General features: G+C 68.0%; 15 protein-coding genes. 3 read left to right on the forward strand and 12 right to left on the reverse strand.

Annotated features, from left to right (window positions below):
• The first annotated feature begins 79 nt into the window (after positions 1–79).
• Both ACHAA3_RS01165 and ACHAA3_RS01170 read left to right on the forward strand, forming a co-directional pair.
• Positions 80–721, forward strand: coding sequence for a LysM peptidoglycan-binding domain-containing protein (locus ACHAA3_RS01165; RefSeq protein WP_435707097.1), 642 nt, complete (start codon positions 80–82; stop codon positions 719–721).
• A complete protein-coding gene (locus ACHAA3_RS01170; RefSeq protein ID WP_435707098.1) occupies positions 718–1206 on the forward strand; it encodes an Rv3235 family protein in 489 nt (162 codons plus the stop codon). Before ACHAA3_RS01165 ends, ACHAA3_RS01170 begins: the two co-directional genes overlap by 4 nt.
• Before the next feature lie 12 nt (positions 1207–1218).
• Here the strand turns inward: ACHAA3_RS01170 and secA are convergent, their stop codons facing one another.
• The 12 genes from secA to ACHAA3_RS01230 all read right to left on the reverse strand — a co-directional run bounded on the left by secA (position 1219) and on the right by ACHAA3_RS01230 (position 14860).
• Positions 1219–3966, reverse strand: a complete 2748-nt coding sequence (secA, locus tag ACHAA3_RS01175; protein ID WP_435707567.1) for a preprotein translocase subunit SecA — start codon at positions 3964–3966, stop codon at positions 1219–1221.
• A 53-nt stretch (positions 3967–4019) separates the two neighbouring features.
• Positions 4020–5228, reverse strand: a complete 1209-nt coding sequence (locus ACHAA3_RS01180; RefSeq protein ID WP_435707099.1) for a winged helix-turn-helix domain-containing protein — start codon at positions 5226–5228, stop codon at positions 4020–4022.
• Between the two features lie 21 nt (positions 5229–5249).
• On the reverse strand, positions 5250–5912 hold the full coding sequence (locus ACHAA3_RS01185; RefSeq protein ID WP_435707100.1) for a response regulator: 663 nt from the start codon (positions 5910–5912) through the stop codon (positions 5250–5252).
• A gap of 64 nt (positions 5913–5976) precedes the next feature.
• A complete protein-coding gene (gene hpf / locus ACHAA3_RS01190; RefSeq protein ID WP_435707101.1) occupies positions 5977–6615 on the reverse strand; it encodes a ribosome hibernation-promoting factor, HPF/YfiA family in 639 nt (212 codons plus the stop codon).
• 96 nt (positions 6616–6711) lie between these two features.
• Positions 6712–7404 (reverse strand): ComF family protein, encoded by a 693-nt coding sequence (locus ACHAA3_RS01195; RefSeq protein WP_435707102.1) that lies wholly within the window; start codon positions 7402–7404, stop codon positions 6712–6714.
• A gap of 60 nt (positions 7405–7464) precedes the next feature.
• Positions 7465–9207 carry an LpqB family beta-propeller domain-containing protein gene (locus ACHAA3_RS01200; protein WP_435707103.1) on the reverse strand — a complete coding sequence of 581 codons (1743 nt, stop codon included), beginning with the start codon at positions 9205–9207 and terminating at the stop codon, positions 7465–7467.
• Complete coding sequence (gene mtrB / locus ACHAA3_RS01205; protein WP_435707104.1) at positions 9204–10712, reverse strand: MtrAB system histidine kinase MtrB; 1509 nt, start codon at positions 10710–10712, stop codon at positions 9204–9206. Before mtrB ends, ACHAA3_RS01200 begins: the two co-directional genes overlap by 4 nt.
• A 24-nt stretch (positions 10713–10736) precedes the next feature.
• Positions 10737–11426: an MtrAB system response regulator MtrA gene (gene mtrA / locus ACHAA3_RS01210; RefSeq protein ID WP_435707105.1), complete on the reverse strand. Its 690-nt coding sequence runs from the start codon at positions 11424–11426 to the stop codon at positions 10737–10739.
• A 7-nt stretch (positions 11427–11433) separates the two neighbouring features.
• Positions 11434–12891 (reverse strand): adenosylhomocysteinase, encoded by a 1458-nt coding sequence (ahcY, locus tag ACHAA3_RS01215; RefSeq protein WP_435707106.1) that lies wholly within the window; start codon positions 12889–12891, stop codon positions 11434–11436.
• 67 nt (positions 12892–12958) lie between these two features.
• Positions 12959–13129 carry a Trm112 family protein gene (locus ACHAA3_RS01220; protein ID WP_435707107.1) on the reverse strand — a complete coding sequence of 57 codons (171 nt, stop codon included), beginning with the start codon at positions 13127–13129 and terminating at the stop codon, positions 12959–12961.
• Positions 13126–14520, reverse strand: coding sequence for a phosphomannomutase/phosphoglucomutase (locus ACHAA3_RS01225; protein WP_435707108.1), 1395 nt, complete (start codon positions 14518–14520; stop codon positions 13126–13128). Before ACHAA3_RS01225 ends, ACHAA3_RS01220 begins: the two co-directional genes overlap by 4 nt.
• A gap of 7 nt (positions 14521–14527) precedes the next feature.
• A complete protein-coding gene (locus ACHAA3_RS01230) occupies positions 14528–14860 on the reverse strand; it encodes a DUF3499 domain-containing protein (protein WP_435707109.1) in 333 nt (110 codons plus the stop codon).
• Between the two features lie 48 nt (positions 14861–14908).
• Here ACHAA3_RS01230 and ACHAA3_RS01235 point away from each other — a divergent pair, with 48 nt between their 5' ends.
• A complete protein-coding gene (locus tag ACHAA3_RS01235) occupies positions 14909–15352 on the forward strand; it encodes a metallopeptidase family protein (RefSeq protein WP_435707110.1) in 444 nt (147 codons plus the stop codon).
• Positions 15353–15383 lie beyond the last annotated feature (31 nt).

Raw genomic sequence — 15383 nt, forward strand, 5'->3', positions numbered from 1 at the left:
CCGTCCTCCAGGCCATTGACAGGGCTGCAGCGTCATGCAAATGTCTCAAACGTCATCAAACGTTACGGAAAGGTTCGACATGATGCTGACCCGATGCGGCCGGCTGACCGGACTGAGTGCAGCTGGCGTGGTCGGCGTCGTCGCGCCGTCGGCTCCCCAGGCACTCGGTCAGGTGGTCGGCCCGGACTTCCCAGCCGCACTGGTCGGGCTGGCTCAGCTGGCCCTGCTGGGAGTGGCCGGCTGGATCCTCCTGGTGCTCCTCGGCGCCCTGGCCCACATCCAGCTGCCCGGTGTGCCCCGCACGCTGCGGTCGGCACTCATCGTGCCTGCCACGGTCGGTGTCCTCTCGGTCGTGGCAGTCGCCGGCCCAGCCCAGGCCGATCAACGCCACGACCTCGCAGGGCTCCCTCTACCCGACCGGCCCGTCGCCACCGCTGCGCTCGACGCGACCAGGTCGCCCCAGGCTCAGGCCGACTCAGTCCGGCCACCCTCGGTCAGCACCCCCGCGGTCAGCACCATCACGGTCCAGCCGGGCGACACCTTGTGGTCGATCGCGGCCGAGGGCCTGCCCGGCCACGCCTCGACCACGCAGGTCACCCAGGCGTGGCACGCCTGGTACGACGCGAACCGTGACGTCGTCGGCACCGATCCGCACCTGATCCGACCGGGTCAGGTGCTCACCACTCCCGACACAGGCCCCACAGAACAGGACGCCTCATGAAGACCGCCACCGCACTGGCCACCGTCCCTCGCGCACCCGTGTGGGGCGAGGAGGAGCTGCTGGGTGCCCCTGCCCAGATTCCGCTGCCCTTCCCCGGCGTCGCCCCGGTCCTGCCGGTCCCGGTCGAACGTGACGACATCGGGCCGCTGCGCCACCGGTGTGCCCGATTCATGCAGGCCCTGGTCGAGGTGCTGTCCGGCGAACGACCGGCTCGCCAGATGGCCACGTGGATGAGCCCTGACGTTCATGCCGAGCTGCAGCGCCGCCTCGCGATCGGCGGCCGCTTGGTCCCAGGGCGGCCCCTGCCGCGTTCCACGGCGCGCCTGGTGTCCGTCCACGTGTCGATGGTCGACGAGCAGATCGCCGAGGTGGCGGCACGCATGGTGCAGCACGGACGATCCCGAGCCATCGCCGTGCGCCTCGAGCCCCAGCCCACCTCCCGCGGTGAGATGGTCTGGCGCTGCACCGCCCTGGAGTGGGCCTGATCCCGCTGAGCCTCAGCGGTTGTTCTTGCGGGACTTCTTCTGCTGCTTGGTCTTCTGCCGGGACTTGCTCTTCGCATTGGCCTGACGGCGGGCTTCGTCCTCGGGCGAGAGATCCTCGGCCTCAGCCGTGCCCGTGGTGCTGCGGACCTCGCCGTCGCCGTCCTCGCTGGGCGCGGAGTAGGTCAGCTTCTGCTGCTTCTTCTCGCCCCCGAGACCCTTGGCCAGCACCTGCGGGTTCTCACCCACCCCCTGGATGGGGCCGGCGTCCTCGGCAGGAGTCTGCACCTGCACGTCGAGGTTGAACAAGAAGCCGACCGATTCCTCGGCGATGCCCTCCATCATGGCGTTGAACAGCTCGAAGCCTTCCCGCTGATACTCGATCAGCGGATCGCGCTGGCTGTAGGCGCGCAGGCCGATGCCCTCACGCAGATAGTCCATCTCGTACAGGTGCTCACGCCACTTGCGATCCAGCACGCTGAGCACGACCTTGCGTTCCAGCTCACGCATGACCGGTGCGGTCAAGGCCTCCTCGCGGTCCGCGTACTGCGCGGCCGCATCGGCCACCAGGGTCACGGTGAGGGTGTCGCGGCTCAGGCCTTCACGCCCACCAGCCTCGGCCTCGACGTCCGCGATCTCCAGCCCGACCGGGTACAGGGTCTTCAGCGCGGTCCAGAGCTGCTCGAGGTCCCACTCCTCGGGGAAGCCCTGTGTCGCACCGCCGACGTAGGCACCGACGACCTCGCCGAGCATCTCGGTGACCCACTCGCGCAGGTCGCGCCCTTCGAGCACCTGCCGACGCTCGGTGTAGATGACCTCGCGCTGGCGGCTCATGACGTCGTCGTACTTGAGGATGTTCTTGCGCGTGTCGAAGTTCTGCGCCTCGACCTGAGACTGCGCCGAGGCGATCGCACCGGTGACGCGCTTGTTCTCGATCGGGACGTCATCGGGGATCTTCATGGTCTGCAGGACCCAGTCGACCCAGTCGGACTTGAACAGCCGCATCAGGTCGTCCTCGAGCGACAGGTAGAACCGGGACTCACCCGGATCGCCCTGGCGGCCCGAGCGGCCACGCAGCTGGTTGTCGATACGACGGGACTCGTGGCGCTCAGTGCCGATCACGGCAAGGCCGCCTGCGGCGGTGACCTGGTCCTTCTCGGCCTTGACCTGGCTCTCCATGGCCTTGAGCGTGTCGGACCACGCCGCCTCGTAGGCCTCGGAGTCCTCCAGCGGGTCGAGGCCCTGCTTGCGCAGGGTCGCGTCGGCGAGGAACTCGACACTGCCGCCGAGCATGATGTCGGTGCCGCGGCCGGCCATGTTGGTGGCGACGGTGACGGCGCCCCGGTGGCCGGCCATGGCCACGATGGAGGCCTCACGATCGTGCTGCTTGGCGTTGAGCACCTCGTGCACGATGCCCCGGTTGCGCAGCAGCTTGGACAACCGCTCGGACTTCGCGACGCTGGTCGTGCCGACCAGGATCGGCTGACCGTTCGCATTGCGCTCGGCGATGTCATCGGCGACGGCGTTAAACTTGGCCTCTTCGGTGCGATACACCAGATCGGGCTGGTCGACGCGGACCACGGGACGGTTGGTGGGGACCGGGACGACGCCCAGCTTGTAGATCTTGTCGAACTCCGAGGCCTCGGTCAGCGCCGTGCCCGTCATGCCGCCGAGCTTGTCGTAGAGCCGGAAGTAGTTCTGCAGCGTGATGGTCGCCAGCGTCTGGTACTCCTCGCGGATCCGGACGCCTTCCTTGGCCTCGATGGCCTGGTGCAGTCCCTCGTTGTAGCGACGTCCGTCCAGGATGCGCCCCGTGTGCTCGTCGACGATCAGGACCGAGTCGTCGACGACGACGTACTCCTTGTCCTTCTTGAACAGCTCCTGCGCCTTGATGGCGTTGTTCAGGAAGCTGATCAGGGGCGTGTTGACCGAGTCGTAGAGGTTCTCGATGCCGAGCTGGTCCTCGACGACCGAGATGCCGTCCTCCGTGACCGCGATGGTGCGCTTCTTCTCATCGACCTCGAAGTGCGTCCCGGCCTCCATGCGACCGATGATCCGGGCGAACTCCCCGTACCACTTGACCTCTTCGTCGGTGGGCCCGGAGATGATCAGGGGCGTGCGCGCCTCGTCGATGAGGATCGAGTCGACCTCGTCGACCACGGCGTAGTGGTGACCACGCTGCACGCAGTTGGCGATGTCGTCGGCCATGTTGTCGCGCAGGTAGTCGAAACCGAGCTCGTTGTTGGTGGCGTACGTGATGTCGGCCAGATAGGCCTCCCGCCGCTCGGCCGGTCGCATCGACGGCATGATCATGGAGACGGTGAGGCCCAAGAACTGGTGCACCCGTCCCATCCACTCAGCGTGATACTTGGCGAGGTAGTCGTTGACCGTGACCACGTGCACGCCCTTGCCGGGCAGCGCGTTGAGGTAGGCCGGGAGAGTCGAGACCAAGGTCTTGCCCTCGCCGGTCTTCATCTCGGCGATGTTGCCCAGGTGCAGGGCGGCTCCGCCCATGATCTGCACGTCGAAGTGCCGCTGGCCCAGGACCCGGGACGCCGCTTCACGCACCGTGGCGAAGGCCTCGGGCATCAGGTCGTCGACCGTCTCGCCGGCCGCGAGACGATCGCGGAACTCGTCGGTCATGCCGCGCAGCTCGTCGTCGGACATCGCCGCGTAGTCCTCCTCGAGGGAGTTGACCTGCTTCGCAACCGCCTCGAGCTGTCGAAGGATCTTGCCTTCGCCCATGCGGAGGATCTTGTCGATGACTTTGGGCACGTCGATGACTTCCTGAAGATGTGGGGTGGAGCCCGCCCAGTCTAGCGACGGCGAAGAATCGTGGTCAGCGGCACGGCCAGGTCGCCGACCACAGGTGGTGTCACCGTGTCCAGATCGAGCCAGTGCGCCATCAGGTGGAGCTCGTCGGCCAGAGCCTCCGCGGTGTGATCAGGTGCGTGCCCCTCGGCCCAGGCTCCGTGCACCACCAGTCGACGGTTGCGGCGGTCCGCCTTGAGGTCGACGCGCGCCACGAGCCGCTCCCCCAGGAGGAACGGCAGCACGTAGTACCCGAACTCTCGGCGCTGCGCCGGCACGTAGATCTCGATGCGGTAGCGAAAGTCGAACAGCTGCTGGGTGCGGGCCCGCTCGAACACCAGAGGATCGAAGGGGCTCAGCAGCGCCTGCGCATCGACCTGTCGGGGCATTGCCGCATCCCGATGGCGGTAGGCGGGACGTGGCCATCCCTCGATGCGCACCGGCACCAGCGTGCCCGCCTCGACCAGCTCGGCGACGGCACGCTGCGTGGGTTGCGGAGCCGTGCGGAAGTAGTCGCGCAGGCACGGCTCGGTACCGACGCCGTGAGCCCGGGCGGCGTGCTCGATCAGCACCCGGTGGGCCTCGTCGTCACCCAGCGCCGGACGCCTCAACACCTCGGCAGGGAGAACACGTTCGGGCAGGTCGTACTCGCGCTCGAACTGTGCGTTGCGACGCGCCGAGGTCACCTGGCCCGCGTGGAACAAGAACTCCAGCGCCTGCTTGGTCTGCGACCAGTTCCAGCCCCAGTTCTGCCGCACACGATCGGGCTCGGCGTCGATCTGCCTCGCCGTGATCGGGCCGCGTTCGCGGACCTGCTCGAGCACGTGCTGCACCAGGTCGGGGCGCTCGCTGGCGATCTGCGCAGGACCGCCCCACAATCCGCGATCGCTGCGCATGCGGTGCTGCATGGCCGGCCACAGGTCGATGTCGACGAAGGTGGCCACGTGCGCCCAGTACTCGAACACGGCGCGCGGCGCTCGCCCGGACGCCCGATGCAGGAGGTCCACGTCATACGGCCCCATCCGCGAGTACAGCGGCAGGTAGTGAGCCCGCTGCAGGACGTTGACCGAATCGATCTGGAAGAAGCCCAGACGACGCACGGTGCGCCGCAGGTGCGCGCGGGTAACCGGTCCGGCCGGTCGGGCCTGCGTGAATCCCTGTGCGGCGAGCGCGATGCGAGCGGCCTGCGAGCGAGTGAGGTCCCGAGACGCCACGCCTACCGTGCGTCCTGACGCCTACGGCACATCGTCGACGAGCTTGCTGCGCACCGCGAACATGGCCGCCTCCATGCGCGACTTCATCTGCAGCTTCTCCAAGATGTTGCGGATGTGGTTCTTGACCGTGTTCTCGCTGATGAACAGCTCTTCGGCGATCTCGCGGTTGCTCATCCCGCGCGCCACGAGCCGCAGCACGCCGAGCTCACGCGGCGTGAGGTTGGTTGCCGGCGCCGGACTCTTGGACATCGTGACAAATTCCTCGAGCAGCTTGGTGGCCATGCTGGGGCTGATGAGCGACTGCCCCGAGGCCACCAGTCGCACGGCTTCAGCGACCTGGTCGTAGGTGGAGCCATCCTTGAGCAGGTAGCCGGACGCACCGTTGCGGATGGACTCGTAGAGGTCCGACTCCTCGTCGCTGGCCGTGAGCATGATGATCCCAGTGGTCGGCGCGATCTCCTTGATCGCCGCGCAGGTGTCGACCCCGCTGCGACCTGGCATGCGCACATCGAGCAGGACGATGTCGAAGGGATTGTCGGCCACCAGCTCGAGAGCCGCGTCGCCGTCGTCGCACTCCTCCAGCTCGAGATCGTCATCGGCGCCGAGCACCATCTTGACACCTCGGCGGAACAGCTCTTGGTCGTCGACCAGGAGGACTCGGATGCTGCCGGGAGCTGAGGCCACGGTCAGATCATGCCAGAGCCGACGGTCAACACAGCGGACCAACCGAGTCCTGAGACGCTTCGTCTCACTGGGCCACGTCGAGCTGGGCCACGTCGAGATGGATGACGCCGTAGTCGTAGCCCTTGCGCAGGTAGACCACGCTCGGGCGCATCGAGTCCTTCTCCATGAACAGGAAGAAGTCGTGACCCACCAGCTCCATCTCGTACAGGGCCTGGTCCAGGGTCATCGGTGCCGCCTCGTGCGTCTTCTCGCGCACCACGATCGGGCAGTCGCCCTCCGACTCGATCGGCGAGGTCGGTTCGTCGGCGACCGCCGGGGCGTCGTCGTCCTCGAGGAAGGCGACCGGCAGATCTGCGGTGGCCTCGGCGACGGACTGCGGAGTGTGCTTGCCATGACTGATGCGGCGCCGGTCGTTGGTACGACGCAGGCGCGACTCCAGCTTGTCGATCGCGGCATCGAGCGCGGAGTGCTGATCGGTGGAGGCAGCCTCGGCCCGCACGGCGGGCCCGGCCGAACGCAGTGTCATCTCGACGCGGGCAGCCTTCTCGTGCACCCGAGGGTTGGACTCGTGGGTGACCTCGACCTCGACGCGTTGGATGCGCTGCCGGGCGTCGAACTTGTCCAGCCGGTGGAGCTTGTCCTCGACGTGCTCGCGGAAACGTTCAGAGATCTCGCTGTTGCGACCGTTGACGACAATTTCCATCGGAACTCCTCGGGGGACGTCAGGTAATGACAAGACGTTAGTCCTCCGATGAGCAATGCACCATAGGTCGCGGGTGCCCGAGGACGAACTTGACCGTCACTCCAGCACGGATGCACGACGACCCGGCGGGGGTGTCGCGGCCACCGTCGCAGCACCAACCACCTGCCACCCTCCGGCACGCAGAGCCCGGATCGCTTCGGCGATCGTCGCCCCGGTGGTCACGACGTCGTCCACCACGACGACGGGCACCCCCTGGGCAGGTGGAGCAGGGCAGCCACGCAGCAGGAAGGCACCTGCGAGGTTGCCGGCTCGGTCCTGCGCTCCGAGCCCCGCCTGATCGGCCGTACGACGCGTGCGACCCACCACGGTGCGCACTGCGGCGTGGCACCCCGTGGTCTGCAACCGCTGCGCCGCAGCGTGCGTCAGGGATCTCACGAGGTCGTCGCCGCGACGCCAGCGCGCCGGCCAGGACGTGGGCACCGGCACCAGCGCGACCTGGCTGGACTCCCCCACGAGCGCCGCGACTGACAGCGCCAGGTGGTGCGAGAGCACCGCCGTCAGGGGAAATCGTCCGTGCTCCTTCCAGTCGACCACGACGTGCCTCAGCCCGGCCCGGTACCACCCCGCCGCCACCACCGTCACGTCGTGCGCGTGCTGCACGTCCTCGACGAGGACGGGTGCGGGTCTCATCTGGTCCAGACATTCAGCACACACCGCCAGAGCGGGCGCACCGCAGGCCGGGCAGGCCGCACCGATCAACAGATCAGCTGCTGCGACGAGTGGACGCACCGCTTCATCATGTCGCCGCTCGAGCTTGGTGTCAGCGGCCCGCCGACGGCCTGTGGACGCTCACCGGGCGAGGTTCAGGCTGCGGTACGAGAACTCGTCGTCCACCTGGTTCCACGAACCCGACCCTGTCAGGTACCACAGCTGTCCACTCCGGTCGGTGATGTAGCTGGACTGGTCCGGCCCGGAGGAGACCACCAATCGGTTGGCCCCCACGTCGGACAGCATGGCCCGGCCGCCCGGGAGGTTCGCCGACGCCGAGGAGCCATCGATCAGCACGGTCTTGACCTGCACCCCCGACCCTCCGCTCGCCAGATAGGACACCCGGGAGGCGTCCGACCACACGGCAGACTGCTTTGATCGGACCGCCGCGTCGAGGCGGCTCGGAGCCGACAGCCTCGTCACCGCATCGTCCTCACCTCGCTCAATCCGCCCCACCCGAACTGTGGTCGACTCCCCGACCCCCGCCGTCACCACGTACCTCGAGGCGTCTGCGGAGACCTCGAAGGACCGTACCTGCAGATCTGCCAGCTCAGGTGCTTCGACCTCACGGACCCGCGAGAACGGCCCCGGCGTCACGGAGCGAACCCGGGTGACCCCACCCGGACGGTCCACCAGCCAGAAGTCGCCGTCCGCATCGACGATGGGATCGATCAGGTCCTCACCGTCGATCGTGAGCTCGACGTCTCCCGTGCGCTGCGCGATGCGCACGGTCGAGCGCGACGAGTCGACCAGAGCCACGCGGTCCTCGCTGACGGCCGCACCCACCGCCCCGTCGGTCCCCTCGCCCCACGGGCCGTCGATCGCCGTGACATCAGCCTGATCGATCTCCACGACGCGATCACCCTGCAGGGCGTACACGGTTCCGCTGGCCTCGGACGCTCCGAACTCCTGCCACGACGAGATGGGCTGCCGCGCTGATCCACTGGGCTGGATCGGTCCTATCCCTGCAGAGATCCGCGCCGCCTCCACACCGGGAACCTGGCGCAGCGTCCAGATGATCTGAGCCGACAGCCGTCCCGCGTCGGCCTCGTCGGCCACCTCGGAGGTGAAGCCGATGTCGGCCACGCCATCGTCGACCGGCACCGTGGCCCGCAGGTCGTCGATCTGGGGGACGAAGGTGCGTGTCTGCTCGAGCTCGTCGTCGCCACCACGTGCGAGAGCCGTGACGAGGGCTGCGGCGAGTCGGTCGTCGACCAGCAGATGCACCAGCTGCGGCACGAGCCGACGGGCCGGCCGATCGAAGTAGTACAGGTTGAAGGGTCGGTAGTAGTCGGCGAAGAACTTGGCCGTGACCATCAGCCCGGGTTGGGGATCGGAGATGCGCCACTGCCCGTCGGACCGCTCCAGGGTGTACCCGGTGCTGCGGACCCCGCGACCCTCGTCGTAGCGACCCTCGAGGTCGAGGCGCCCGGTCTCCATGGCATCGACCCCGACCCGCATCCTCTGCTCGGCCGCTACTCCCTCGGGCTGGGAGGCCACCTTCGCATCGCGATACACGGTGACCCCACTCTGCCGCTCCCACGACTCGGCCGCGTCGGGAGTCAGGAAGGCTGCTGCCGTGCGCGTCGACGGCGGATAGGCCAGCATGGCGTCGAGATAACCGCGGACGACCTCACCCGGCGACGCGCCGTCGACCGGTGGCGCCGGCGAGTAGCGCACGGTGCTCTGCCCCATGCCGCGGTCGTCCGGGACCTCTGAGACCGGTCCGGACGTGGGGATCGCCGCACATCCGCCGGCGGTCATCACGACTGCGAGCAGCACCATCACCATCGGATGCGGCCGCGTGCGTCGAGCCGCCGTCATCGAGGCACCTCCACGATCTCGGCGGCGACCTGCTGGGGAAGGGTCAGGGTGAACTCGGCGCCCTCACCGGGACGACCCCACACGCTCAGGGTGCCGCCGTGCAGCAGAGCATCCTCGCGAGCGATGGACAGCCCCAGGCCGGTGCCGCCTTGCACCCGCGCCGGGTCAGCCCGCCAGAAGCGGTCGAAGACCCGGAGGTGCTCGTCCTCGTCGAGGCCCACGCCGTAGTCGCGCACCGACAACGAGGTCGTGTCCTCGTTCTGAGCGACCGTGATGAGGATCGACGACGACTGGCTGTACTTGGCCGCATTGGCCAGCAGGTTGCGCACGATGCGATCGATGCGACGGGGATCAGCCATGACCGGGACACGCGCGTCGACGCCCTGCAGCTGCACCGCGATGCCCGCGCGCTCCAGCAGCGGGTGGTCCACACATCGTCGGGCGACCTCGGCGAGGTCGAGAGGTTCGAGCTCCAGCTGCGCAGCACCAGCATCGAATCGACTGAGGTCCAGCAGATCGGACAGCAAGGACTCGAAGCGGTCGATCTCGACCTTGAGCAGCTCGGCCGAACGGGCCGTCTGCGGGTCGAAGTCGCCTCGGGAGTCGTACAGCAGCTCGCTGGCCATCCGCACCGTGGTCAGCGGTGTGCGCAGCTCGTGGGAGACGTCAGAGACGAACCGCTGCTGCAGGCGCGAGAGGTCCTCGAGCCGGCGGATCTGCTGCTGCAGGCTCGCCGCCATCTGGTTGAACGAGGTGCTCAGCCGCGCGATGTCGTCCTCGCCGCTGACATGCATGCGCTGCTCGAGGTTGCCGCCGGCGAACCGCTCGGCGATCCGTCGGGCCATCCGCACCGGATCGAGCACCTGGCGCGAGACCAGCCCGGCCACTCCGCCGACCATCAGCACCATGGCCAGTCCGCCCAGCAGCAGGGCGTTGCGCATCAGGGTGAGGTTGGCCTGCTGGTCCTGCATGGAGAACAGGTAGTACAGCGCATAGGTGTCGCCCGTGCCCGGAGCCCGCAGCTGCCGACCGACCACCACCGCCGCCTCGCGATCGTTGGCGTCGCTCAGGGAGAGGTCCGAGAACTGCCAGTAGGTGCCGTCGCCGGAGGACACGGTCTCGACGAGCCCCGGTGGGAGGGAGGCGATGGAGACGCCCGATGAGGACCGCACGGGGCCCGGCGACCGCTCGCCGGACAACGGCCCCTGCAGCACGAGCTCATAGGTGCGGGTGGTGCCACGCGCCACCGTCAGTGAGTCGACCATCTGGGTCAGCGACTCCGACTGTGGCGCGGCCTCGGTGTCGACGGCCGAGTCGAGCTGCCCCTGGGCGTAGGCGAAGCCGGAGCGCGCCTCGGCGACCGCCACCTCGCGGCGACTGTCGGCCAGGCCGTCGGCCACGTCACGCAACAGCGCCCACCCGGTGAAACCGATCACGAGGGCGCTGAGCACCAGGGTGCTCACCACGACGCGCGTCGACAGCGACCGACGCCACAGGCGTCTCACCGGTCGGCTCTCACGGGTCGACCTTCACGGGGCTATCGCCTGGTAGCCCACTCCTCGTACGGTGCGAATGACCTGCGGATCGTCGGCGTCGTCCTCGATCTTGGATCGCAGCCGCGTCATGTGCACGTTCACGAGCTTGGTGTCGCCGGGGTGGTGGTAGCCCCAGACCTTCTGCAGGAGGACCTCGCGGGTGAACACCTGGCTGGGGTCGCTGATGAGGCACGCCAGCAGGTCGAACTCCAGCGGTGTCAGCTCCAGCGACTCGCCCTTGCGGGTCACGGTGTGAGCTGCCGGGTCGATGACGATGTCGCCGAACTCGACCGTGCCCTGGACGGTGTCGGCGCGGCGCAGCCGAGCGCGGATCCGAGCGACGAGCTCGCTGTTCTTGAACGGCTTGGTGAGGTAGTCGTCGGCCCCGGCCTCGAGTCCCGCGACCACGTCGGGCGTGTCGGCCTTGGCGGTCAGCATGATGATCGGCACCGCCGACGTCGCCCGGATCTGGCGGCACACACTCATGCCGTCGAGACCGGGCAACATCAGATCCAGCAGGACGACGTCGGGCCGAAAGGCTGCGAACTCGGCCATGACGCGGTCGCCGCTCCGGCACACCGACGTGGTGAGCCCCTCACTCGCCAAGACGATGGTGACCATCTCGGCGAGTGAGGCGTCGTCATCGACGACGAGGACGCGGTCGCGCTTGCTGCGATAGCTCATGCGGTTCTCAGTAGCGGTACAGATCCGACTTGTACGGTCCGGCGATGTCGACGCCGAGGTAGGCGGCCTGCTCCTTGGTCAGCTCGGTGAGCTCGACGCCGAGGGCATCGAGGTGCAGGCGGGCGACCTCCTCGTCGAGGTGCTTGGGAAGCACGTGAACGCCGAGCTCGTAGTCGTCGGCCTTCGTGTAGAGCTCGACCTGCGCCAGGACCTGATTGGTGAAGGAGTTGGACATGACGAACGACGGGTGACCCGTCGCGTTGCCCAGGTTGAGCAGTCGACCCTCCGACAGCACGATGATCTTCTTGCCGGGCTTGCCGCCTTCCTCGGGGAAGATCCACTGGTGGACCTGGGGCTTGATCTCGTCCTTGATGATGTTCGGGATCTTGGCCAGGCCGGCGATGTTGATCTCGTTGTCGAAGTGGCCGATGTTGCCGACGATCGCCTGGTGCTTCATCTTCTGGAAGTGCTCGACCGTGATGATGTCGAAGTTGCCGGTCGTCGTGATGAAGATGTCGGCGGTCTCGATGACCGACTCCAGGCGGCGGACCTCGAACCCGTCCATGGCGGCCTGCAGGGCGCAGATCGGATCGATCTCGGTGACGATGACGCGAGCACCCTGGCCGCGCAGCGACTCCGCGGATCCCTTGCCGACGTCGCCGTAGCCACACACGACGGCGACCTTGCCGCCGATCATGACGTCGGTGGCGCGGTTGAGTCCGTCGATCAGGGAGTGACGGCAGCCGTACTTGTTGTCGAACTTGCTCTTGGTCACCGAATCGTTGACGTTGATGGCCGGGAACAGCAGCGTGCCCTCGCGGAAGCGGTCGTACAGGCGCAGGACACCGGTGGTGGTCTCCTCGGAGACGCCCTTGATGTCCTTGGAGATGGTGGTCCAGTGCTGCGGCTTGTCGGCGACCGAACGGGCCAGGACTCGCAGCACCTCCTTGAACTCCTCGTTGTCGGTGCTGTCCTGCGCGGGGACCTTGCCGGTCTTCTCGTACTCCACGCCCAGGTGCAGCAGCATCGTGATGTCGCCGCCGTCGTCGAGCAGCACGTTGGGGCCGCATGCGGCTCCGTGCTCGTCGGTGAAGTCGAAGACCTTCTCGGCCTCGTCCCAGTACTCGGCGAGCGTCTCGCCCTTCCACGCGAAGACCGGGGTGCCCGTGAGCGCATCGGGAGTACCGTCACGACCGACGACGACGGCAGCGGCCGCGTGATCCTGGGTCGAGAAGATGTTGCAGGTCGCCCAGCGCACGTCGGCACCGAGATCGACGAGCGTCTCGATGAGCACAGCCGTCTGGATGGTCATGTGCAGCGAGCCGGCGATCCGGGCGCCGGAGAGCGGCTTGGCCTCGCCGTACTGCTCGCGCATGGCCATCAGGCCCGGCATCTCGTGCTCGGCAAGCTCGATTTCCTTGCGGCCGTAATCGGCGAGGGTCAGGTCCTTGACGTCAAAATCCATGCTCCCACCCTACCGGGGCTCCCTCCACCAAGGCGACCTGACGACGTGTGAGATCCCCTGAACCGCCTCAGGCGACCGGCCGCGCCTCGTCGACCAGCATGACCGGGATGTCGTCGCGCACCGGGTAGGCCAGGGCGCACGCGCTGCAGACCAGCTCGGACGCATCGTCATCGACCGCGAGGGTGGCGCGGCACTGTGGGCAGACGAGGATCTCCAGGAGCGCGGGGTCGAGGTTCATGAGTCCATCGTAGTGAGATCGAGCCTAATGAGGTCGAGCACCTCGTCGCGGACACGTGCCATGGTGGGCTCGTCATCGCCCTCGACGTTGAGCCGCAGCAACGGCTCGGTGTTGGACGCCCGCACGTTGAACCACCACGTGTCAGCGGTGACCGTGAGCCCGTCGAGGCGGTCGTGCGACAGATCCCGGTAGTGCTCGGCGATCTGGGCCATCGCTCCCTCTGTGTCGCGCACGGTGCTGTTGATCTCGCCCGAGGAGGGGTACCGCTCGTACTGCTGCATCAGGTCGCTGATGCTGTGCCTCGTCTCGGCCAGGGCGGCCATCACGTGGAGGGCGGCGATCATCCCGGAGTCGGCACCGAAGAAGTCCTTGAAGTAGAAGTGACCGGAGTGCTCGCCCCCGAAGACCGCTCCGGTGCGGGCCATCTCGGCCTTGATCAACGAGTGACCGACCGGCGTGCGCACTGCGGTGCCGCCGTGCTCGGCCACGATCTCGGTCACGGCCCTCGAGCAGATCACGTTGTGCAGGATCGTGGCGCCGGGATGCTGGACCAGGGCGCGAGCGGCGATCAGTGCCGTGATCGCCGAGGGTGAGACCACCTCTCCTTGCTCGTCGACCACGAAGCAGCGATCAGCATCGCCGTCGAAGGCCAGCCCCAGGTCGGCGCCCGTGGACCGCACACGGTCCTGCAGATCGACCAAGGTGCTGTGATCGAGTGGGTTCGCCTCGTGGTTCGGGAACGTGCCGTCGAGCTCGAAGTACAGCGGGTCCAGGTCGACGTCGAGATCGGCGAACACGGTGGGCACGGTGTGGCCACCCATGCCGTTGCCCGCGTCGACCACGACCCTGAGTCGCCGCCCCGTGGGCACCGGCACGAGTCGGTGCAGGTACTCGGCATAGCGCGCCAGGCCGTCGCGGGACTCCACGGCACCCAGCACGGGCGGGAGCTCCTCGCGATCAAGCAGCGGCGAGGCAGCCACGGCCATCGCTGACAGGCCGGTGTCGAGGCCGATGGGACGTGCGCCTGATCGGCACAGCTTGATGCCGTTGTACGCGGCCGGGTTGTGGCTGGCGGTGATCATCACACCGGGAAGATCCAGGTCGCCAGACATGAAGTACAGCAGATCGGTCGAGGCGAGCCCGATCTCGACGACGTCGGCGCCACGCGCCCGCACGCCGTCACCGAACGCCGCCGCGAGGCCCGGGGACGTCTCCCGCATGTCGTGTCCGATGACGACCTGACCCACGCCGGCGATCCCGACCTCGTCGGCGAACGCCTCGCCCAGCGCTCGAGCGATGGCGGGATCGAGCTGTTGGGGTGACAGACCGCGCACGTCGTAGGCCTTGACGATGTCGGCCAGTCGGGGGTCGATCGGTCGGGCGTCGATCATGTGTCACTCATCGGGGGTCTTCGCGCACGATCCGCAAGGTCGGCGGGCCAGTGGGCTCCACCGGCGGACGTCGTCCCGCCTCGCGGACCGCATCTGCCAGCGCCAAGAGGTCGTCGTGGCTGGGCTCGGCGTCTGCGGGGTCCGGGGCCAGACGCAGGACGTTCCAGCCCTGCGGGGCGGACATCCGACTCGCGTGATCTGCGCACAGGTCGTAGGTGTGCGGCTCGGCGTACGTCGCGAGCGGCCCGAGCACCGCGGTCTGGTCTGCATAGACGTAGGTCAGCGTCGCCACTGCCTTCGCCGAGCACGCCGATCGCGTGCACCGTCTCGCCTCACCCACGTGGCGAGGCTAGACCAGGTGTCCACGTCTGCGCAGTAGGCTCACCGCATGCGCGCGGACTGGCAGGGTCTCATCACCGGCCCGCGCCCCGGGCGGATGCGCGATCGTCGTGGACGCGGCCGCCGCGGTCCCCTGGCACTGCCGGGGCCGCTGTCACCGACCGGCGTACCGGTGCAGACCAGCGCGCGCGAGCAGTTCGACCTGCTGGTCGGCGAGATCGTCACAGCGCTCGGCCCCGCCTTCCGGGCCGAGTCCGATGCGATCGAGGTGGTCGTCGAAGAAGGTCCGCACCTGCCGCCCGAGTGGACCGACGAGGTGCCCGCGAGCGTCGTCAGTCGCCACGGCGACACCACCCGGGTGGTCGTGTTCCGTCTACCGATCAGCGGGCGCTGCGCCACCGAGACCGAGCTGCACGCCATGACGTGGTCGGTGCTGATCGAGCAGCTGGCGGCCGTCTGGCAGGTACGGCCCGAGGACCTCGACCCCCGCTGATGTCAGCCGTCGGCAGAACCTGACCTCAGCC

The sequence above is a fragment of the Aeromicrobium sp. CF3.5 genome, assembly GCF_051262695.1.
Classification (GTDB): Bacteria; Actinomycetota; Actinomycetes; order Propionibacteriales; family Nocardioidaceae; genus Aeromicrobium.